The organism is Variovorax sp. GW821-FHT09A10 (assembly GCF_059418385.1).
Window position 1 is genome coordinate 57,138 of the sequence record NZ_JBWKPT010000005.1, and the last position, 19,845, is coordinate 76,982.

The 19,845-nt window shown below is 69.0% G+C and carries 21 protein-coding genes and 1 riboswitch; of the genes, 12 read left to right on the top strand and 9 right to left on the bottom strand.

Annotated features, from left to right (window positions below; translation table 11 throughout):
• Positions 1–7 precede the first annotated feature (7 nt).
• Positions 8–850 (top strand): ABC transporter permease, encoded by an 843-nt coding sequence (locus AC07Q9_RS19900; protein ID WP_495311499.1) that lies wholly within the window; start codon positions 8–10, stop codon positions 848–850.
• Between the two features lie 7 nt (positions 851–857).
• Positions 858–1,661: an ABC transporter permease gene (locus AC07Q9_RS19905; RefSeq protein WP_495311501.1), complete on the top strand. Its 804-nt coding sequence runs from the start codon at positions 858–860 to the stop codon at positions 1,659–1,661.
• On the opposite strand, the gene AC07Q9_RS19910 is transcribed toward AC07Q9_RS19905, so the two are convergent.
• The 6 genes from AC07Q9_RS19910 to phaP all read right to left on the bottom strand — a co-directional run bounded on the left by AC07Q9_RS19910 (position 1,662) and on the right by phaP (position 6,995).
• Positions 1,662–3,290, bottom strand: a complete 1,629-nt coding sequence (locus tag AC07Q9_RS19910; RefSeq protein ID WP_495311502.1) for a peptide chain release factor 3 — start codon at positions 3,288–3,290, stop codon at positions 1,662–1,664.
• A gap of 76 nt (positions 3,291–3,366) precedes the next feature.
• Positions 3,367–3,960 carry a GNAT family N-acetyltransferase gene (locus AC07Q9_RS19915; RefSeq protein ID WP_495311503.1) on the bottom strand — a complete coding sequence of 198 codons (594 nt, stop codon included), beginning with the start codon at positions 3,958–3,960 and terminating at the stop codon, positions 3,367–3,369.
• A 26-nt stretch (positions 3,961–3,986) separates the two neighbouring features.
• On the bottom strand, positions 3,987–5,060 hold the full coding sequence (locus tag AC07Q9_RS19920; protein WP_307584315.1) for an alpha/beta fold hydrolase: 1,074 nt from the start codon (positions 5,058–5,060) through the stop codon (positions 3,987–3,989).
• Positions 5,057–5,503: a hypothetical protein gene (locus AC07Q9_RS19925; RefSeq protein WP_495311505.1), complete on the bottom strand. Its 447-nt coding sequence runs from the start codon at positions 5,501–5,503 to the stop codon at positions 5,057–5,059. The genes AC07Q9_RS19920 and AC07Q9_RS19925 overlap by 4 nt, the downstream gene beginning before the upstream one ends.
• Positions 5,504–5,545: 42 nt before the next feature.
• Positions 5,546–6,475, bottom strand: a complete 930-nt coding sequence (locus tag AC07Q9_RS19930; RefSeq protein ID WP_095947938.1) for an alpha/beta fold hydrolase — start codon at positions 6,473–6,475, stop codon at positions 5,546–5,548.
• A gap of 22 nt (positions 6,476–6,497) precedes the next feature.
• Complete coding sequence (phaP, locus tag AC07Q9_RS19935; RefSeq protein WP_139706033.1) at positions 6,498–6,995, bottom strand: TIGR01841 family phasin; 498 nt, start codon at positions 6,993–6,995, stop codon at positions 6,498–6,500.
• Positions 6,996–7,246: 251 nt separating this feature from the next.
• A riboswitch (S-adenosyl-L-homocysteine riboswitch) is annotated at positions 7,247–7,315 on the top strand.
• Between the two features lie 65 nt (positions 7,316–7,380).
• Here phaP and ahcY point away from each other — a divergent pair.
• From ahcY to AC07Q9_RS19955, 4 genes are read left to right on the top strand one after another with little or no spacing between them, the layout of a single operon-like run.
• Positions 7,381–8,820 carry an adenosylhomocysteinase gene (gene ahcY, locus AC07Q9_RS19940; RefSeq protein ID WP_095746892.1) on the top strand — a complete coding sequence of 480 codons (1,440 nt, stop codon included), beginning with the start codon at positions 7,381–7,383 and terminating at the stop codon, positions 8,818–8,820.
• A 5-nt stretch (positions 8,821–8,825) separates the two neighbouring features.
• Positions 8,826–9,656 (top strand): TlyA family RNA methyltransferase, encoded by an 831-nt coding sequence (locus AC07Q9_RS19945; protein ID WP_495311509.1) that lies wholly within the window; start codon positions 8,826–8,828, stop codon positions 9,654–9,656.
• 10 nt (positions 9,657–9,666) lie between these two features.
• Positions 9,667–10,491, top strand: a complete 825-nt coding sequence (metF, locus tag AC07Q9_RS19950; RefSeq protein WP_495311511.1) for a methylenetetrahydrofolate reductase [NAD(P)H] — start codon at positions 9,667–9,669, stop codon at positions 10,489–10,491.
• A gap of 53 nt (positions 10,492–10,544) precedes the next feature.
• A complete protein-coding gene (locus AC07Q9_RS19955; protein WP_495311513.1) occupies positions 10,545–11,177 on the top strand; it encodes a septal ring lytic transglycosylase RlpA family protein in 633 nt (210 codons plus the stop codon).
• A gap of 6 nt (positions 11,178–11,183) precedes the next feature.
• On the opposite strand, the gene AC07Q9_RS19960 is transcribed toward AC07Q9_RS19955, so the two are convergent.
• Positions 11,184–12,143, bottom strand: a complete 960-nt coding sequence (locus tag AC07Q9_RS19960) for a 23S rRNA (adenine(2030)-N(6))-methyltransferase RlmJ (protein ID WP_489062528.1) — start codon at positions 12,141–12,143, stop codon at positions 11,184–11,186.
• A 186-nt stretch (positions 12,144–12,329) separates the two neighbouring features.
• On the opposite strand from AC07Q9_RS19960, the gene AC07Q9_RS19965 reads away from it, so the two are divergent.
• The 6 genes from AC07Q9_RS19965 (at position 12,330) to mdtD (ending at position 17,321) form a co-directional block, all read left to right on the top strand.
• Positions 12,330–12,914: a hypothetical protein gene (locus tag AC07Q9_RS19965; RefSeq protein WP_495311515.1), complete on the top strand. Its 585-nt coding sequence runs from the start codon at positions 12,330–12,332 to the stop codon at positions 12,912–12,914.
• Positions 12,911–14,188: a S1C family serine protease gene (locus AC07Q9_RS19970; protein ID WP_495311517.1), complete on the top strand. Its 1,278-nt coding sequence runs from the start codon at positions 12,911–12,913 to the stop codon at positions 14,186–14,188. Before AC07Q9_RS19965 ends, AC07Q9_RS19970 begins: the two co-directional genes overlap by 4 nt.
• A gap of 206 nt (positions 14,189–14,394) precedes the next feature.
• The gene (rplM, locus tag AC07Q9_RS19975; RefSeq protein WP_056577471.1) at positions 14,395–14,826 is read left to right on the top strand and encodes a 50S ribosomal protein L13; all 432 of its coding nucleotides are present in this window, start codon (positions 14,395–14,397) and stop codon (positions 14,824–14,826) included.
• Between the two features lie 12 nt (positions 14,827–14,838).
• Positions 14,839–15,231: a 30S ribosomal protein S9 gene (gene rpsI, locus AC07Q9_RS19980; protein WP_062479216.1), complete on the top strand. Its 393-nt coding sequence runs from the start codon at positions 14,839–14,841 to the stop codon at positions 15,229–15,231.
• Between the two features lie 196 nt (positions 15,232–15,427).
• Positions 15,428–15,793, top strand: coding sequence for an iron-sulfur cluster insertion protein ErpA (gene erpA / locus AC07Q9_RS19985; protein WP_056577477.1), 366 nt, complete (start codon positions 15,428–15,430; stop codon positions 15,791–15,793).
• A gap of 94 nt (positions 15,794–15,887) precedes the next feature.
• Positions 15,888–17,321, top strand: coding sequence for a multidrug transporter subunit MdtD (mdtD, locus tag AC07Q9_RS19990; RefSeq protein ID WP_495311519.1), 1,434 nt, complete (start codon positions 15,888–15,890; stop codon positions 17,319–17,321).
• Between the two features lie 6 nt (positions 17,322–17,327).
• Here mdtD and AC07Q9_RS19995 read toward each other — a convergent pair whose 3' ends face one another.
• Entirely contained in the window at positions 17,328–18,476 is a 1,149-nt protein-coding gene (locus AC07Q9_RS19995; protein WP_495311521.1) for an anhydro-N-acetylmuramic acid kinase, read from the bottom strand.
• A 17-nt stretch (positions 18,477–18,493) separates the two neighbouring features.
• Complete coding sequence (locus AC07Q9_RS20000) at positions 18,494–19,840, bottom strand: M23 family metallopeptidase (protein WP_495302402.1); 1,347 nt, start codon at positions 19,838–19,840, stop codon at positions 18,494–18,496.
• Between the last annotated feature and the right edge of the window lie 5 nt (positions 19,841–19,845).

The following is a 19,845-nucleotide window of genomic DNA, read 5'->3' on the forward strand; positions in this document are numbered from 1 at the left end:
GCCGGCCATGGGCCCGCGCGACCTCGCCCGGCCGTATGTCGCGGCGTTCGTCTCGCGCTTCCTGCAGATGCTGCAGTACCGCACGGCGGCGCTCGCGGGCTTTGCCACGCAGTGCTGGTGGGGCGGCATCAAGGTGATGGTGTTCGCCGCGTTCTACAGCGGCAGCGCCATCGCGGGCGCGGCCTTGTCGATGTCGCTGGCCCAGGCCATCACCTACACCTGGCTCGCCCAAGGTTTGCTGGTGCTCATGCCCTGGCTCGGCGACCCCGAAGTGGCGCAGGCCGCGCGCACCGGCGCCGTCGCCTACGACCGGCTGCGCCCGGTGGACGCCTACGCGCTGTGGTTCGCACGCACGGCCGGCTGGATCGCGGCGCGCCTGCTGCCGCGCGTGGCGCTGATGGCGGCCTTCGCGGCGGTCGCATTGCCGCTGGTGGGGCTGGGCGACTGGGCCTGGCAACTGCCTGCGAGCGCGATGGCTGGCGCGGCGTTCCTGCTGTCGGTGGTGCTGGGCCTGTTGCTTTCGACCGCGATGGTGATGCTGCTCAACGTGGCGACCACGGCGGCGCTCAACGAGCGCGGCATCCAGGCGGTGGCGACGCCCGTGGTCATCGTGTTCTCGGGCAACCTGCTGCCGCTGGCGCTGCTGCCCGACGCCTGGCAGACCGCGCTGCTGGTGCAGCCGCTGGCGGGGCTGTTCGACATTCCGGCGCGGCTGTACTTCGGACAGCTGAGCGGCGCGCATGCGCTGGGCGCGTTGGGGCTGCAGTGCTTCTGGATCGTCGCGCTGGTTGCGTTCGGGCGGGTGGCGATGGGGCGGACGATGCGCAGCCTGCAGGTGCAGGGGGGCTAGGGCGCGCATGGGGTCGCTCTCTCTTTTCTTCCGCCTCATGGCTGCTTCGGTGAGCGGCCAGGCCAGGTACCCCGCATCCGCGCTGCTGCTGACCCTGGGCCAGTTCCTGGGCACTGGCATCGAGGTGGTCGCCGTCTGGGCGCTGTTCCATCGCTTCGGCGAGGTGCAGGGCTGGGGCATCGGCGAGGTCGCGCTGTTCTACGGCCTCGTGAACTGCATGTTTGCTCTCGCCGATGCACTGGGCCGCGGCTTCGACGTGCTGGGCACCGAGTTCCTGCGCACCGGCACCTTCGACCGGCTGCTGCTGCGCCCACGTCCGCTCGCGTTGCAGCTCATGGGCCACGACGTGCGCGTCAGCCGCCTGGGCCGCCTGCTGCAGGGCCTGCTCGTGCTGGCCTTCGCGACCGTGCAGGCCGACATCGCATGGACCCCCAGCGCCGTGGCCATCGCCATGTTCGCCATGGCCGGCGGCATCGCGCTGTTCCTCGGCATCCTCGTGCTGCAGGGCACGCTGTCGTTCTGGACCGTCGAAAGCCTGGAGATCGCCAACGTGCTCACCTACGGCGGCGTGCAGGCGGCGCAGTACCCGCTGGCGCTCTATGCGCAGTGGTTCCGCCGCGTGCTGACCTTCATCGTGCCGCTGGCCTGCGTGGCGTATTACCCGGTGCTGGCGATCCTGGGCAAGCCCGATCCGCTGGGCGCGCCGGCCTGGGTGGGGTGGGTGTCGCCGCTCGCGGGCTTCGTGTTCCTCGCGGCGGCGTTCGGTGCGTGGCGCCTCGGGCTGCGCCACTACACCTCGTCGGGCAGCTGATCAGCCGGCGCTCTGCAGCGCCAGGCCCGCGTGCTCGCGCAGCGGATGGAAGTGGATCTTCGGAAAACGCTCCTGCGCCAGCCGCACGTCGTACGGCGAGGTGCACAAAAAGGCCAGCGTGTCGGCCGCGTCCTTGGCCATGCGCACCGGGTAGGCGTGAACGAACTCGCGCAGCTCGGCCGGGGTGTCGGCCGTGATCCAGCGCGCGCCCGTGTACTGGCAGCCTTCGAGCCGCACGTCGGCGTCGTACTCGGCCTTCAGGCGGTGCTGCACCACTTCGAACTGCAGCTGGCCGACCGCGCCCAGGAGCATCGGGCCGCCGACCTCGGGGCGGAAGACCTGGATCGCGCCTTCCTCGCCCAGCTGGGCCAGGCCCTGCTGCAGCTGCTTGGTGCGCAGCGGGTTCTTCAAAATCACCGTCATGAACAGCTCGGGCGCGAAGAAGGGCAGCCCGGTGAACTGCAGGTTCGCGCCGTCGGTGATGGTGTCACCCAGCTGCACGCCGCCGTGCGTGGTGAAGCCCACGATGTCGCCGGCATAGGCCTCTTCCACCGCCTCGCGGCGCTGGCTCATGAAGGTCACGACGCTGGTGGGGCGCAGCTCCTTCGCGGTGCGCTGCACCTTCAGCTTCATGCCCGGCGTGTACTTGCCCGAGGCCATGCGCACGAAGGCGATGCGGTCGCGGTGGTTGGCGTCCATGTTGGCCTGCACCTTGAAGACCACGCCCGCGAAGTCCTTGTCCTCGGGTTGAATTTCCTTCACCACCGGCTGGCGGTTGACCAGCGTGGTGCTGGTGCGCGACTGCGGCGAGGGGGCCAGGTCGACCAGCGCGTCGAGCACTTCCATCACGCCGAAGTTGTTCACGCCGGAGCCGAAGAACACGGGCGTCTGCTTGCCGGCCAGGAAGGCCTCGCGGTCCCAGGTGGGCGAGGCGCCGGTGGCCAGTTCCATGCTTTCCATGGCGTGCTCGAAGTCGGCGCCGAAACGCTTGACGAGCGCGTCGCGTTCGCTCAGCGGAATGGTCTCGAAGTCGTGCGGCAGCCGCTCGCTGCCCGACTCGAACACCGTCATCGCCTGCGTGCGCAGGTTCATGATGCCGCGGAAGCTCTTGCCCTGGCCCACGGGCCAGGTCATGGGCACGCAGGGCATGCCGAGCTCGCGCTCCACCTCGTCCAGGATGTCCAGCGGCTCGCGCACTTCACGGTCCATCTTGTTGACGAAGGTGATGATGGGCGTGTCGCGCTGGCGGCAGACCTCGATCAGCCGGCGCGTCTGCGCTTCCACGCCGTTGGCGGCGTCGATCACCATCAGCGCCGAGTCGACGGCGGTGAGCACGCGGTAGGTGTCTTCCGAGAAGTCCTTGTGGCCGGGCGTGTCGAGCAGGTTGATCACGTGCTCGCGGTACACCATCTGCATCACCGACGAGGCCACCGAGATGCCGCGCTGCTTCTCGATTTCCATCCAGTCGGAGGTGGCGTGGCGCGAGGCCTTGCGGGCCTTCACCGAGCCGGCGATCTGGATCGCGCCCGAGAACAGCAGCAGTTTTTCGGTCAGCGTGGTCTTGCCGGCGTCAGGGTGGGAAATGATCGCGAAGGTGCGACGGCGGCGGGTTTCGGCGAGAAAAGACAAGGTGGGCAATCTGCAGGGGAATCCCCCGATTTTAGGAGGCCGTGCCGGCAACCCCCTCAATCCCCCGCCGATGGGCCTAAAACGCCTCCGTCACCCCGTACGCCCGCATCTGCGCCTCGACCTGCGCCGCGTCCTGGCTCAGCACCACGAGGTCGTGCGCCTTGCCCTCGCGGTCCTTCACGTGGCGCGTGAGCAGGGCCTCGGGCCGGAAGCCCAGGGCCTGGAAGACGGCGATGGCGCCGCGCTGGTCGACGGTCATCTGGGCGACGATCTTTTCCTGCCCGTGCGCGAAGGCCAGCGCGCAGCCCTCCTGCGCCAGCTGCTGGCCCAGGCCGCCGCCGCGCAGCGCGGGCGACACCAGCACGCGCAGCTCGGCCACGTGGCCCGACCATGAGTGCGGGTCGCGGATGACGGCGGCGCAGCCCAGCACGGTGCCGTCGCGCACGGCGAGCACGCTGTCGATGTCGCCGCGCTCGATGGCGCGGACCCAGGCAGCCATCACCTTGGGCTCGGTGATGTCGCGCGGCAGGAAGAGCAGGTCGTGCGCCGGCAGCGCCTGCGCGAAGGCCAGCACGGCGGGGGCGTCGGCACCGGTCATCAGGCGCAGGGCGATCTCGCCGTCCGCGTGGGCGACGGTGCGCGGGTAGGTGCGGGAAGAAGATGCGGTCATGGGAAGGTGTTCGATGGTTGTCTTCGTCAGGTGGAGCGCACGCCCAGCCACTCGTCGAGCTTGGGCCACAGCCGCCGCACGGCGTTGGTGCCGGCCGCCAGGCTCACGTGGCCGCCCTTGAGCACCACCTCTTCCTTGTCGGTGGAGCCGATGCCGGCGATCAGCGGCTGCCCCGCCTCGTAGGGCACGATGTGGTCGTGCTGCGCCAGCGCGTGCAGCACCGGCACGGTGATGTTCTTCAGCAGCACGGGGCGCCCGCCGAGCACCAGCTCGCCCTTGTGCAGCTTGTTGTCCCACATGAGCTCCTTCACGGTCTGGCGGAAGTACTCGCCGGCCAGCGGCAGCATCTCGGCGCCCCAGCGGTCGAACATGCGGTACGACTTGACGAACTCGTCGTTGGCCATGTTGTCCCACAGCTGCACCAGCCCGGCGCCGCGCCCGGCGGGGCGCAGCATGTCGAAGGAGGCGAACAGCATCTCGGGCGGCACGTTGCCCACGGTGTCGATGAGGCGGTCGACGTCGAAGTAGCGCCGGTCGGACCACGCGTGGAACAGCTTCATGCGGCTGAAGTCGATCGGCGTGGTGAAGAGCGCGAGGTTCTTCATCGGCCCGCCGGGGTGCAGCGCCGCATACAGCGTGGAGAGCACGCCGCCCATGCAGTAGCCGGCGATGGTCACGTCTTCTTCGCCCGAGTCTTCCTGCACGCGGCGGATCGAATCGGGGATGAAGTCGAGCACGTAGTCCTCGATGCGCAGGCGCTTCTCGTCGGGGCGCGGTGCGTTCCAGTCCATCACGTAGACGTCGTAGCCCTTGAGCAGCAGGTACTCGACCATGCTCTGGCCCGGCGCGAGGTCGAAGATGTAGGCGCGGTTGGTGGTGGCCATCACCATGAGCACCGGCACGCGGTAGATCTCGTCGACCATCGGGCGGTAGTGGTACAGGCTCAGCGTGCCGCGCCGGTGGATCTCGTCCTTGGGCGTGAGGCCGACGGCGGGCGCGGTCGAGGTCAGGAAGTCCAGCCCCTTGATGTTGCGCTGGATCGTGCGCTCGATCTCGCCGCGGATGTCGGGCAGCTGGAAGGTGTCGGGCGGCGCACTCATGGGCGGCGCTTTCCGGCGGGGCGTTTCTTCGCGGCGGTGACGGCCTTGGCTGCCGGTGCAGGCGCTGCCGCCGCCGTGGGCGGTTGCTTGGTGCGACGCGGCCGAGGCGGGGCGGTGGCCGCGTCGGCGGTCCGCGCGGCAGGCCTGGCCCCGCCTTCCAGCGCGCGGCGGATGCCCGCCAGGTGGTCGTCGATGCGGTGCAGCTGCTCGCCCAGCGCCTGCAGGTCGCCGCGTGTGGGCAGGTTCAGCAGCGTGAGGTAGCGCGCCATCAGGTCGCCCACCGCCTTCTGCGCGGTGAGCGAGGCGTTCATGCCGCCGTGCATGCCCTGGCGGAACGGGTCCGAGGCCATGGTTTCGTTGGCGAATTCGTTGGTGCTTTTTTCCCACTGGGCCGTGAGCTCGCGCCACAGGGCCATGGGATCGAGGGACGGAAACTGGTTCATCAAAACACCTCCGTCTGGGTTCGTTGTTGTGTCTTTATTTCTTCAGTGATCGTCGCGCCGCGCCGCCCGTGCGGTGTGCGCGGCGATGGCCTCGATGATCTGCGGCCACATCGCGATCGGCAGCGCATGGCCCATGCGCGGAATGCGCAGCAGCGTCGCGCCCGGAATGGCCTCGGCCACGTCGATGCCGCAGGCCACGGGCACCAGCGGATCGACATCGCCGTGGATCACCAGCGTGGGCACCTGCACCGCGCGCAGCGCCGGCTTGCGGTTGCCCGACGCGAACACGGCCGCCAGCTGCCGCGCCACGCCGCCCGGGTTGAGGCCGCGCAGGAAGGCCAGTTGCGCGCGCTCGGCGTCGCGCGCCTCGTCGAGCGGAAAGGCGTCGGGCCCGCGCAGCACGCGCCACAGCTTGGCGTGGTGCGGCAGGTAGGCCTCGAAGCTGGTCGGTGCGGGCGCGAACAGCACCGCCAGCGCCTCGGGCGTGGGCGGCGGCAGGGCCGGGTCGCCGGTGCTCGACATGATGCTGGTGAGCGAGCGCATCCGCCCCGGGTGATGGATGGCCATCTCCTGCCCGATGGCGCCGCCCATCGACGCGCCCACGACGTGGGCGCGCGCGATGCCAAGCGCGTCGAGCAGGCCGGCGCAGTCGTCGGCCATGTCGCGCAGCGTGTAGGGCACCTGCAGCGGGCGCCCGGCCATGGCCTGCAGCATCAGCGCCTGGATGTCAGGCACGCCGGCGTGCGGCAGGTGGGTGGAGTGGCCGATGTCACGGTTGTCGAAGCGGATCACGTGGTGCCCGCCGGCCTGCGCCAGGGCGGCGCAGAACGCGTCGTCCCAGGCGACCATCTGGGCGCCGAGGCCCATGACCAGCAACAGCGGCGGCGCCTCGGGGTCGCCGAAGCTGTCCCAGGCCAGTTCGATGCCGTTGGCGCGGGTGCGCCGTTCGGTGCGGGGCGCGACGGCGGTCATGCGGGCCTTTCTTTGCTTCTTGTTACTTGCGCTGCAGCAGCTTCGTGACTTCGTCCACGTTGGACTGGATGCGCTGGCGCACCACGTCGAAGGCGTCGGCCTGCGATTTGGCGGCCAGGGTGGCCAGTTCCTTGATGTCGTCGACGGCGCGCTGGAACGACTGGCGGCCCAGCTCGTCGAGCTTGGCCAGGTTTTCCTTCGGGTCCTTGCCCGGCATCGCCTTGGCGGCGGTCTGCCATTCGGCGATGGCCGTCTTGATCATCTCGGTCTGTCGCTGCACCACGGTCTGCAGGCCCTGGTAGGACTTCTCGTTGGCCTGCATCAGCGCCTGCAGGTCCTTGCGGCCGCTGTCGAGCAGCTTGCCGGCGCCGCCGGTCAGGTTCAGGTTCTGCAGGCGCTCGGCCATGCCCTTGAGGTTCTTCATCGGATCGAGCATGTCCGCGGCGGACGGCGCCGCCTGCTTCGCGCCGGCGCTGCTGGCGGTGGTTTTTTTCGCGGCGGCTTTCTTGGCAGTGGCCATGGTGCGGAATCTCCTGTGTCGGGTGATGAAAACAATCGAACGGGTGGATGCAGGCAGCGGCCGGGCGGCCGGGGCCCGCCGCCACGATACGCCGGGCCGGCGCGGCTCAGGGCGCTCCAAGCGCGGATTTGCCTGCGGAGTTTCCCGGGGTGGCCCGCGCCGTCCGGCCCGGCCTGGCGGGCGCCGGCGCTTTCCGTGATGTGGGATGCCCCGGTCGATTGGCGGGCCGGGCGGGCGCGACTACAATCCGGCGCTCCGAGGAGCGTTGCAGCGCCGTCAGGCGTGAGGCTCGGACCACATCGCAACCACGCTCACCCGCTGTTCTCGCGGTGAGTTTTTCTTCCCCGTACGCAGTGGCATCTTTCAAACCAGTTTTGGAGTTCTCATGAGCGCTGTACTCAAGCCCACCCCCGTCTCGACCGCCGACCAGGCGATTGCCGACCTGTCCCTTGCCGCCTGGGGCCGCAAGGAAATCCGCATCGCCGAAACCGAGATGCCCGGCCTCATGGCCATCCGTGAAGAGTTCTCGAAGGGCCAGGCCCTGAAGGGCGCGCGCATCACGGGCTCGCTGCACATGACCATCCAGACGGCCGTGCTCATCGAGACGCTGCAAGCCCTGGGCGCCGAAGTGCGCTGGGCCTCGTGCAACATCTTCTCGACGCAGGACCACGCCGCCGCCGCCATCGCCGCCGCCGGCACGCCGGTGTTCGCCATCAAGGGCGAGTCGCTGAAGGACTACTGGGACTACACCCACGCCATCTTCGATTTCGGTCCCAAGGGCTCGAAGGGCGAAGGCCCGAACATGATCCTGGACGACGGCGGCGACGCCACGCTGCTCATGCACCTGGGCCAGCGCGCCGAAAAGGACCTGGGCGTGCTCGCCAACCCGACCAGCGAAGAAGAACGCATTCTTTACGCCGCCATCAAGGCCAAGCTGGCTGTCGACGACACCTGGTACACCCGCAAGTCGGCCGAGATCATCGGCGTGACCGAAGAGACGACCACCGGCGTGCACCGCCTGAACGAGATGAGCGCCAAGGGCACGCTGCTGTTCCGCGCCATCAACGTGAACGACTCGGTCACCAAGAGCAAGTTCGACAACCTGTACGGCTGCCGCGAATCGCTGGTCGACGGCATCAAGCGCGCGACCGACGTGATGATCGCCGGCAAGGTGGCCTGCGTGGCCGGGTACGGCGACGTGGGCAAGGGCTCGGCCCAGGCGCTGCGTGCCCTGAGCGCCCAGGTGTGGGTGACTGAAATCGACCCGATCAACGCCCTGCAGGCGGCCATGGAAGGCTACAAGGTCGTGACCATGGAGTACGCCGCCGACAAGGCCGACATCTTCGTGACCACCACCGGCAACAAGGACGTCATCACGCACGACACCATGGTCAAGATGAAGGACCAGGCCATCGTCTGCAACATCGGCCACTTCGACAACGAGATCGACGTCGCGTCGATCGAGAAGTACGAGTGGGAAGAGATCAAGCCGCAGGTGGACCACATCACCTTCCCGGACGGCAAGAAGATCATCCTGCTGGCCAAGGGCCGCCTCGTGAACCTGGGCTGCGGCACGGGCCACCCGAGCTTCGTGATGTCGTCGTCGTTCGCCAACCAGACCATTGCCCAGATCGAGCTGTTCACCAAGCCCGATGCGTATCAAGCCGGCAAGGTCTACGTGCTGCCCAAGCACCTGGACGAGAAGGTCGCGCGCCTGCACCTGAAGAAGGTCGGCGCCATGCTCACCGAGCTGACCGACGCCCAGGCCGCCTACATCGGCGTGAGCAAGAACGGCCCTTACAAGCCGGACACCTACCGCTACTGATCCGCGTGCGCGCCGATCAACTGTTGGTAGAGCGCGGCATGGCCGCCTCGCGTTCGCAAGCTGTCCGGCTCATCGCCGGCGGCATGCGTTGGCGTGACGCGGGCACGAGCGACGCGTGGCGCAATGTCGTCAAGAACAAGGACGAAGTGCCCGAGTCGGCCGAGCTCGAGCTCGCCGATGCCGCCGAGGCACGCTACGTGTCGCGCGGCGGCCTCAAGCTCGAAGGTGCGCTGGCGGTCAGCGGCGTGGACCCGACGGGCAAGCTCTGCCTGGACGTCGGCCAGTCGACCGGCGGCTTCACCGACTGCCTGTTGCAGCACGGTGCCGCCAAGGTGGTGGGCATCGATGTGGGCCACGGGCAGCTGCATCCGCGCATGCGCGAGGACGCACGCGTGGTCGCCATCGAAGGCGTCAATGCGCGGGCGTTGTCGCCGGCCGATTTGCAGGTGGACGATGAGGAAGGCGCAGAAACTGGCGAGGCGGTCGAAGTTGTCGAAGCCCCGCCTGAACCGCGCTTCGACCTCATCGTCGGCGACCTGTCGTTCATCTCGCTCACGCTGGTGCTGCCGGCCGTGGTGCAGTTCCTGGCCGACGACGGCCAGTTGCTGATGCTGGTCAAGCCGCAGTTCGAGCTGCAGCCCGGCCAGGTCGGCAAGGGCGGCATCGTGCGCGACGAGGCGATGTACCCTGTGGTCGAGAAGCGCCTGCACGACGCCTGCGCGGCGCTCGAGCTGAAGGTGCTGCGCTGGTTCGACAGCCCGATCGCCGGGGGCGACGGCAACCGCGAGTTTTTCATTCACGCCGTTCGTGCTGCCAAGGCCGGCGACGGTTCCTAAGGAGACGCAGGTGCGCCTTCCGCTGAGTTTCGAATTCTTCCCGACCAAGACGCCCGAAGGCGCGGTCAAGCTGCGCGCCGTGCGCCAGCAGCTGTATGTGCGCAAGCCGCAGTTCTGCTCCGTCACCTACGGCGCGGGCGGCTCCACGCACCAGGGCACCTTCGGTGCGGTGCAGGAGATCCTGGCCGAGGGCGTGGACGCCGCCAGCCACTTCTCGTGCATCGGCGCCACGCGCGCCACTGTGCGCGAGCAGCTGGCCGAGCTGAAGGCCATGGGCGTCAAGCGCCTCGTCGCGCTGCGCGGCGACCTGCCCAGCGGCTACGGCATCGGCGGCGAGTTCCAGTACGCGAGCGACCTGGTCGCCTTCATCCGCGAGGAGACCGGCCGCGACTTCCACATCGAGGTGGCCTGCTACCCCGAAGTGCATCCGCAGGCGCGCTCGCCCGAAGCCGACCTGCAGGCCTTCGCGACCAAGGTGAAGGCCGGGGCCGACTCGGCCATCACGCAGTATTTCTTCAGCCCCGAGGCCTACTTCCGCTTCGTCGACGACGCGCGCAAGCTGGGGCTCGACACGCCGATCGTGCCGGGCATCATGCCCATCACGAGCTCGACGCAGCTCATGCGCTTCTCGGACGCCTGCGGCGCCGAGATTCCGCGCTGGATCCGCCTGCGCCTTCAAGGCTTCGGCGACGACACAGCCTCGATCAAGGCCTTCGGCCTGGACGTGGTGACCGACCTGTGCGAGCGCCTGCAAAAGGGCGGCGCACCCGCGATCCACTTCTACACGATGAACCAGTCGGCGGCCACGCTGGCCATCCTGGAGCGCCTGGATTGAGAGGGCTGCGCGCGGTCGCCGTCGCGGTCTCCTGCGTGCTCGCAGGGTGCACCATGCCGCCTGCCACGCAGGAGAAAGACGCGGACACCGCCGCCACGCCGGCAGCGTCCGGCAAGCGGCTGCAGCCGCTGGGACGCGGCCTGGCCGTGCCGCCCGGCGCCGCCCCGCGCTCGGCCGTGCCGTCGGTGCGCTACGACCTCGCGGTGTCCGGCACCGGCGAGGCGCTCGACGACGGCGTGCCTGGCGATGAGCCGCGCGAGATCTTCGAGCGCGGCGGGGCCTCGTGGTACGGCATCCAGTTCCATCAGCGCAAGACCGCCAACGGCGAGCGCTTCGACATGGGCGCCATGACGGCGGCCCACAAGACGCTGCCCTTCAACACGCGCGTGTGCGTGCGCAGCCTGGTCAATGGCAGCGAGGTGCTGGTGCGCGTCAACGACCGCGGGCCCTTCACGCCGGGCCGCATCATCGACCTGAGCCGCGCCGCGGCCGACCGCATCGGCCTCACGGGGCTGGGCATCAAGCAGGTGGCGCTGTCGGTCATCGACCGCGAAGGCATGCGCTGCGGCGGTGAGGCCGTGGCCGCGGGCGACCTGCAGGCTGCGCCGGAAGCGCCGACGTCGCGCGTGCGTGCGCCGGCCCCTGCGCGCAAGCGGGTGATCGTGCCGCCGCGCAAGCGCCGCTGAACGGCCTCAGCCGCCGCTCTCGAGCGAGTAGGCGGCGTTGCGGTCTTGTGCCAGGCGCTCGGCCAGCTGGGGCAGTGCCTCGGCCAGTTGCGCCTTCAGCGTGTAGGGCGGGTTGATCAGGAACATCCCGCTGGCCGGCAGGCCCGGGCGCTGCGTTTCGCCCGAGGCGGCATCCTTCGTGATCTTGCTCGACTTGACGGTCAGCGTGGCGTGCAGCCACGACTTGCCGGCCTTGGTCGCCATCGTCTTCAGGCGGCGCGGCAGGTCGTGCGCCTCGGGGCGCGGAATGATCGGGTACCAGACGGCGTAGGTGCCGGTGGCGAAGCGCTTGAGCGCCTCGGCCGCGAAGTCGAGCACGCGGCCGTAGTCGGTCTTCATTTCGTAGCTCGGGTCCATCAGCACCAGCGCGCGGCGCGAGGGCGGCGGCAGGAACTTGGTGGCGCTGCCGAAGCCGTCTTCGGTCAACACGGCGATCTGCCGGCCGGCTTCGAGCTGCGCGATGTTGGCGCCGAGCGTGCGCGAATCGGTCGGGTGCAGCTCGAACAGCTTGAGCTTGTCGTGGTCGCGCAGCAGGTGCTGCACGATGAACGGCGAGCCGGGGTAGACGCGGGCGCCGCCCTTGGGGTTGAAGTCGTGGATCACGCTGAGGTAGCGGGCGATGGCTTCTGCGACCGGCTTGTCTTCGGCGGGGGCTGCCGCTTTCTTGCCAGCCGTTTTCGCGGCCGGCGCGGGCGTTTCGGCCGCTTTTGTCGGCGCGGGGAAGAAGCGCAGCACGCCGTCGGCCGCTTCGCCGCTGGTGCCGGCGTAGTCGCCGTCGAGCCGGTACAGGCCGGCGCCGGCGTGGGTGTCGACGACGGTCAGCGCGGCGTCTTTTTCAAGCAGGTGGTCGAGGGTGGCAATCAGGACCGTGTGCTTGAGCACGTCGGCGTGGTTGCCGGCATGGAACGCGTGGCGGTAACTGAACATGGAATGAAGCCTGAAAAAGTGAAAAAGGGAGCGCTAGACTCGCGCGGCGCTACATTGATTTACAAAACACAACGAGGGGCAGCAATGCGAGGAGCCGGATGGCGATTTTGGGGCCTGTGCGTCGGCGCGGGTGTTTTGTCTATTTTGACGGGCTGCGCCTCGGTCACCCACGGGACGACCCAGAACGTGAAGATCGAGACCCTGTCGCCCGAGGGCAAGGTGGTCGACGGCGCCCGCTGCCGGGTTTCGAACGATCGCAATGACGCGGTGGTGCGCTCCGGCCTGACCCTGCCGGTGCGGCGCTCGGGCGAGAACCTGAGCATCGAATGCACCCAGGCCGGCCAGCCGCCGGCCCGCGGCCAGGCGATCTCGCGCGTCAACGCGGGCCTGGTCGGCAACGTGATGCTCGGCGGGCTGGTCGGCGTGGCGATCGACACCGGCACCGGGGCGGGCTTCAACTACCCGAGCTGGATCCGGCTGATCTTCGGCGAGGTGCGCAGCTTCGACCGCAGCGCGCAGACCGGCGACGAGGCGACCGTCGGCATGAAGATCGGCACGACCGAGATGGCGGCCGCGCCGGCGCCGAAGACCACCGCGGCGCCTGTGCCTGCGCCCGCGCCGGCCGTGGTGGCTTCTCCGCCTCCTCCTTCTCCTCCCGTGGCGGTCGCACCGGCCGCTCCAGTGCGCCCCGCACCAGCAGCGCCGCCCGCCGCGCCTGACGCCCGGGTCTCGATGGACGACCTGCGCGGCCTGCTGCCTGCCAAGCCGTGAAGCCGGTCTGGACGAACCCCGCGCCGTGGCTGTGTGCCGCAGGCGCCTTGCTGGCCGCCGGCCCCGCCGCCGCGCTGGAGCCCGATGCCCTGTTCGCCAAGCTGACGGGCAGCGTCTGGGCCGTGCGCACCTTCGACGCGCAGGAGCGCCCGCTGCGCGCCGGCAGCGCCGTGGTGATCGCTCCCGGCCGCCTCGTCACCAACTGCCACGTGCTCGCCAAGGCCAGCAATTTCGTGGTCAAGCGCGACAACGTCACCTACGGCGCCACGCTCGAATACCCGGACCCGGGGCGCGACCTGTGCCAGATCAAGGTCGCCAACTTCACGGCAACCCCGGTGACCCTGGCGCCCGCCGGCGGTGCGCGCGTGGGCCAGCGTGTGTACGCCATCGGCAACCCGCGCGGGCTGGAAAACACGCTCAGCGAAGGCCTGTTGTCGGGCCTGCGCGGCGGCGACGGCGAGGCGCGGCTGCTGCAGACCACGGCCGCCATCGCCCCCGGGTCGAGCGGCGGCGGGCTGTTCGACAGCGACGGCCGCCTGCTGGGCATCACCACCTTCGCCGCCCGCGACGGCGGCAACCTGAACTTCGCCATGCCGGCCGAGTTCCTGGCGGAACTGCCGGCCCGCGCCCAGGTGCAGCTGGCGGCGCGGACCCGGGAGCCTGCGGGCGCTGCCGCCCGCCGGGTGGCCGACGCCGGTGGGGCGGGCATCCCGCTGACCGAGCCGCTGCGCGCCGGCGACGCGCTCGAGTACGTGCGCACGGACCGGCTGACGGGAAACCGGGCGCCGGTGATCTACCGGGTGGACCGGGTCAGCGGCGACGAGGTGTCGTTCAATGCCGGCAGCCGGATCGAGAAGACCAACGGGCAGGTGGTCTCCATCACGTCGCCAGCCGGCGGCCTGTTCGACACCGCGTCGCCGCCGGGCGGCTGGGCATTGCGAAAGGACGACATCCAGCCCGGCATGCGCTGGCAGCTCGACTACGTGACGACCACCGGCGACCGGCTGCGGCATGAACTCACCGCCTCGGTGGGCGGCGAGCAGACGATGCGTGTGGACGGGGTGGAGTTGAACGTGATGCGCATCGGCTACGAGGGCTGGATCTTCGCCTCCAGCACCACCAGCTTGCCGCTGACCGGCGCCAGCACGCGCTTTCGGGGCGCCGCCTGGTACAGCCCCGAACTGGGCCGGGTCGTCCGTTTCGAGGGCGAATACCAGCGCGGGGTCTCCTCGGGGGCCAACGAGAGCCTGGAGCTGGTCCGCATCCAGCGCTGAGGCCCCCGGAAGCCCGGAAATTGGCCGTTTGGCCATTTCTTCATATAATCGCGGGCTTCGCAGCGTTTTTGTAGCCCCGCGGCGAAGGCATGTTCACCTGCTCATCACTGGGCAGGCAGGCGTGAAAACCCACCTAAGAGATTCCCAGCAGAGGAACGCCGACCGTGGAAAAGGGCTCGCCAAACCCTCTTTCAAGAGAAAAACTCATGACCAAAACGTTCAGCGCCAAGCCCGCTGACGTGACGCACGAGTGGTTTGTGATTGACGCGACCGACAAGGTCCTCGGACGAGTAGCCAGCGAAGTTGCTCTCCGTTTGCGCGGCAAACACAAGGCCATTTACACGCCTCACGTCGATACCGGTGACTACATCGTCATCATCAACGCCGCGCAACTGCGCGTCACCGGCGCCAAGTCGATCGACAAGGTGTACTACCGTCACTCGGGCTACCCGGGCGGTATCACGGCGACGAACTTCCGCGACATGCAGAACAAGTTCCCGGGCCGTGCCCTGGAAAAGGCTGTCAAGGGCATGCTGCCCAAGGGCCCGCTTGGTTACGCGATGATCAAGAAACTCAAGGTGTACGGTGGTGCTGAGCACCCGCATACCGCCCAACAGCCCAAAGTGCTGGAACTGTAAGGAGCCTTGAGAATGATTGGTGAATGGAACAATGGCACCGGCCGTCGCAAATCCAGCGTCGCCCGTGTGTTTCTGAAAAAAGGCACCGGCAAGATCACGGTCAACGGCAAGGACATCCAAGCGTTCTTCGGCCGTGAAACCTCGATCATGATCGCCAAGCAGCCCCTGGCGCTGACCAACAACCTCGAAGCTTTCGACGTGATGGTCAACGTGAACGGCGGCGGCGAATCGGGTCAAGCCGGCGCTACGCGCCACGGCATCACCCGTGCCCTGATCGACTACGACGCTTCGCTGAAGCCCGTCCTGAGCCAAGCCGGCTTCGTGACGCGTGACGCACGTGAAGTCGAACGTAAGAAGGTCGGTCTGCACTCCGCCCGTCGCCGCAAGCAGTTCAGCAAGCGCTGATCCCCTGCGCGTTGCGAGACAAGAAGCCGCCCTCGGGCGGCTTTTTCGTGGCCGCGTCCCCAGGTGCTCTTGGCGGATGCGGCGCCCGACCCCACTTGCGATGGGTGCTCGCCACAGTCGGCCTGCCGAGATTGCGGCATTGCAGTAGCATCCGTCCCATTGGCCGCCCAAGCGGCCCCCCAAGGAGTTTCACCCCATGAGCGCTGTTGCCGAAAACATCCAGACCCAGATGCCCGAGCCGATCGTCTTCACCGACAGCGCGGCCGCCAAGGTCGCCGACCTGATCGCCGAAGAGGGCAATCCCGACCTGAAGCTGCGCGTGTTCGTGCAGGGCGGCGGGTGCTCGGGCTTCCAGTACGGTTTCACCTTCGACGAGATCACCAACGAAGACGACACCACCATGACCAAGAACGGTGTGTCGCTGCTGATCGACGCCATGAGCTACCAGTACCTGCTCGGCGCCGAGATCGACTACAAGGAAGACCTGCAGGGCGCCCAGTTCGTGATCAAGAACCCGAACGCCACCAGCACCTGCGGCTGCGGTTCCAGCTTCTCGGCCTGATGCCTGGATGCTGCTGACCAGCCCCCTCGAAAAAGCCGCCTCCGGGCGGCTTTTTGCTGCCTGTCGTTTTTCCTTCTGAATCCGCGCCTTCCCGATGAGCCCCGAAACCGCCGCCCCCGTCGATCCCTCCCGCAAGAGCCTGTTGTGGCTCGTGGCCGTGGGCTTCTTCATGCAGACGCTGGACGCCACCATCATCAACACGGCGCTGCCCGCGATGGCTGCCAGCCTGGGCGAGAGCCCGCTGCGCATGCAGTCGGTGGTGGTGGCCTATGCGCTCACGATGGCGATGCTGATCCCGGCCTCGGGCTGGATCGCCGACCGCTTCGGCACGCGGCGCATCTTCTTCTGCGCCATCGTGCTGTTTGCCGCCGGCTCGGTGCTGTGCGCGCTCTCGCAGGGGCTGGGGCAGCTCGTGGCGGCGCGGGTGGTGCAGGGCCTGGGCGGGGCGCTGCTGCTGCCTGTGGGGCGCCTGGCGCTGCTGCGCACGGTGCCGCGCGGCGAGTTCCTGCAGGCGATGAGCTTCGTGGCCATTCCGGGGCTCATCGGGCCGCTGCTGGGGCCCACGCTGGGCGGCTGGCTGGTGCAGTACGCCTCCTGGCACTGGATCTTCCTGATCAACGTGCCGGTGGGGCTGGCGGGCTGCATCGCAACGCTGCGCTACATGCCCGACCTGCGCGGTGCGATCCAGAAGCGTTTCGACAGCGTGGGCTACGCGCTGCTGGCCTTCGGCATGGTGGCGATCTCGCTGGCGGTCGACGGCGTGTCGGGGCTCGGGCTGCGCCAGGGCGGGGTGATGGCGGTGCTGATCTTCGGCTTCGCCGCCGTGGTCGCCTACTGGCTGCGCGCAGCACGCACGCCGGAGCCGCTGTTCTCGCCCGCGCTGTTCGGCATTCCGACGCTGAGCATCGGCCTGCTGGGCAACCTGTTCTCGCGCCTGGGCAGCAGCTGCATGCCCTTCCTGGTGCCGCTGCTGCTGCAGGTGTCGATGGGCTATTCGCCGGTGCGTGCCGGGCTGATGATGCTGCCGGTGGCGCTGGCCGGCATGGCGATGAAGCGCTTTGCCACGCCGCTGATCACGCGCCACGGCTACCGCCGCGTGCTGGTCGCCAACACGGTGCTGGTGGGCTGCACCATGGCCAGCTTCGGCCTCACGGCGCCGGGGCAGCCGGTGGCGCTGCACCTGCTGCAGCTGCTGGTGTTCGGCGCGGTCAATTCGCTGCAGTTCACGGCGATGAACACGATCACCCTGAAGGACCTCGACGGCGGCATGGCCAGCAGCGGCAACAGCCTGCTGTCGATGGTGCAGATGCTGGCGATGAGCCTGGGCGTGGCCGCGGCCGGCGCGGTGCTGGCGGGCTACAACGGCGTGTTCGGTACCACGACGGCGGTGCAGACGCTCGATGCGTTCCAGGCCACGTTCGCGACCATGGGACTCATCACGGTGGCTTCTGCATTGATCTTCTGGCATTTGCCCGCAGAAGTGCGGGCGGCGCAGCCTGCGCAGCCGGAGGTTTCCGGCCAGGGCTGACGCAATTCAGGCGGGGTAGATCGCCCCGAGCACCCGCGCCCCGCGCGCGCCGGTCACGCTCGCGAGGTTGCCGGGTTCGCGCCGCACGGTCCGCCGAGCCAGCCATGCGAAGGCGGCCGCCTCGACCTGCTGGGGCGGCAGGCCGTGTTCCGACGACGCCTGCACCTGCACGCCGGGCAGCAGGGCGCGCAGGCGCGCTATGAGGTGGTCGTTGAGCGCACCGCCGCCGCAGACGATCAGCAAGGCGCTCTCTTTTTGATAGCTTTGCAGTGCTGTCGCGCAGGTGCTGGCGGTCAGTTCGGCCAGCGTGGCCTGCACATCGGCAGGCGCCCAGGCGGCCGCGCCCAGGTGGCCGGCCAGCCAGTCCGGATGGAATAAATCGCGCCCCGTGCTCTTCGGCGGCGCCTTGGCGAAATACGGTTCGGCCTGCAGCCGGGCCAGCAGTTCGGGCAGCACGCGCCCGCTGGCGGCCCACTGGCCGCCTTGGTCGAAGGGCTGGCCGAGGTGGCGCTGGCACCAGTGGTCCATCAGCGCATTGGCGGGGCCGCAATCGAAGCCCAGCAGGGGCGCGGTGCCCGCCGGCGCGCTCGTGGCGGGCAGCAGGCTCAGGTTGGAGATGCCGCCGAGGTTCAGCACCGCGACGGGGGCATCAGGCCGGGCGAACAGGGCCTGGTGGAAGGCCGGCACCAACGGGGCGCCCTGGCCGCCGGCCGCGAGGTCGCGGCTGCGGAAGTCGGCGACCACGTCGATGCCGCTCAGTTCGGCCAGCAGCGAGGGGTTGTTGACCTGCAGCGTGTAGCCCGTGCCGTCGAATTCGAGCGGCCGGTGGCGCACGGTCTGGCCGTGGGCGCCGATGGCGGTGACGGCGTGCGGGGCGGTGCCGGTGCTGACCAGCAGCTGCGCGACCACGTCGGCATACGCCCGCGCCAGGCCGTTGCCGGCCAGGGCCGCGCGGTGCAGTTCGTTGTCGCCGGGGGTGTTGAGCGCCATCAGCTCGGCGCGCAGCGGGGCGGGAAAGTCGGCGCTGGCGTGGCCGATCACCGCGAGGTGGCCGTCGTCGGAGAAATCGGCAATGACGCCGTCGACCCCGTCGAGCGAGGTGCCCGACATCAGGCCGATGAAGCGTTGCTGCGGCGGCTGCGGTGCGGCGGCCATGCCTTGGGGCGCGAGGCTCAGTCGGCGCTGGCCTGGATCACCGAGAAGGCGGCAGCCAGCTCGGTGCGGGCGCCCACGGCGATGCGTTCGAAGGCCGGACGCAGGGCGGCGGTGATCGGTGCGCCACCTTCTTGCGCGATCGTGGTCGGGTCCTGGTAGGCCCCGGCGACGCGGTATTCGAAATGCAGGTGCGGGCCGGTGGCCCAGCCGGTCGAGCCGACGGCGCCGATGGTCTGACCCTGGCTCACGCTCTCGCCGGCCTTCACGTTGATGCGGCTCAGGTGGGCGTAGGCCGTCTGCTGGTTGTTGCGGTGGTTGATGATGACGATGTTGCCGTAGCCGCTTTGCGTACCGGCGAAATCGACCGTGCCATCACCGACCGTGCGCACCGCGGTGCCCGTGGGCGCCGCGTAGTCGATGCCGTTGTGCTGGCGCCAGCTGTTCAGGATCGGGTGCATGCGCATCGCGAAGCCGCTGGACACGCGCGAGAACTCGACCGGCGTGGCCAGGTAGGCCTTGCGCAGGCTGTCGCCGTTCGGGCGGTAGTAGCTGCCCTTCTGGCCCGCGCCCGGGGGCTGGAACCAGACCGCCTGGTGGACCTTGCCGTTGTTCTCGAACTCGGCCGAGAGCACGCGGCCGCTGCGCAGCGCCTGGCCGTCGGCTTCGAAGGTCTCGTAGACCACGGCGAAGCGGTCGCCCTTGCGCAGCGAGCGCACGTCGACGTCGCCCGCGAAGATGTCGGCCAGCTGGCTGGCCACGGCGTCCGGAATGCGCGAGTCGTCGGTGGCGGCGAACAGCGAGCTGCGGATGGTGCCGCTGGCCAGGCGCGTGCCCGGCGTCAGCATGTCGCGCTCGGTGCGAGCCACGAAGCCGGTGGGCGTGCGCTCGACGACGAAACGCTTGAAGCCGCCGTCGGCGTCGGGAATCCAGCGGGCGCTCAGTTTTTGCAGCTGGTTTTCCTGCGTGGCTTCGGCCGTCACGGTGCGGCCCACGCGCGCGAACAGCGCCATGCGCGCTTCGGCGTTGCCGCGCACGAAGGCGGTGGCGGCGGGGTCGGAAATGCCCAGGCGCTTCATCAGCGTGTCGGCCGTGTCGCTCGAACGCGAGACGTCGGTGCGGAACAGCGTGAAGCTGAAGTTCTCGAGCGACGCCGACTGGTCGGCGAAAGACACCGGTGCGGTGGCTTCGAGCACTTGCTGGATGGGGAGGTCGGACGCGTCGGGACCGAGCGAGGCGACCGCGAGGGTGCCGGCGCTGAGCAGCATCGCAGCGATCGCTGCGGTGATCTGCTTGGGGTACGTCCGGAATGTGTAGGCCACGCGGGAAGCGAGAAGCTCCTCGGCGGCGAGAATGCCGTTGATCAAACTGT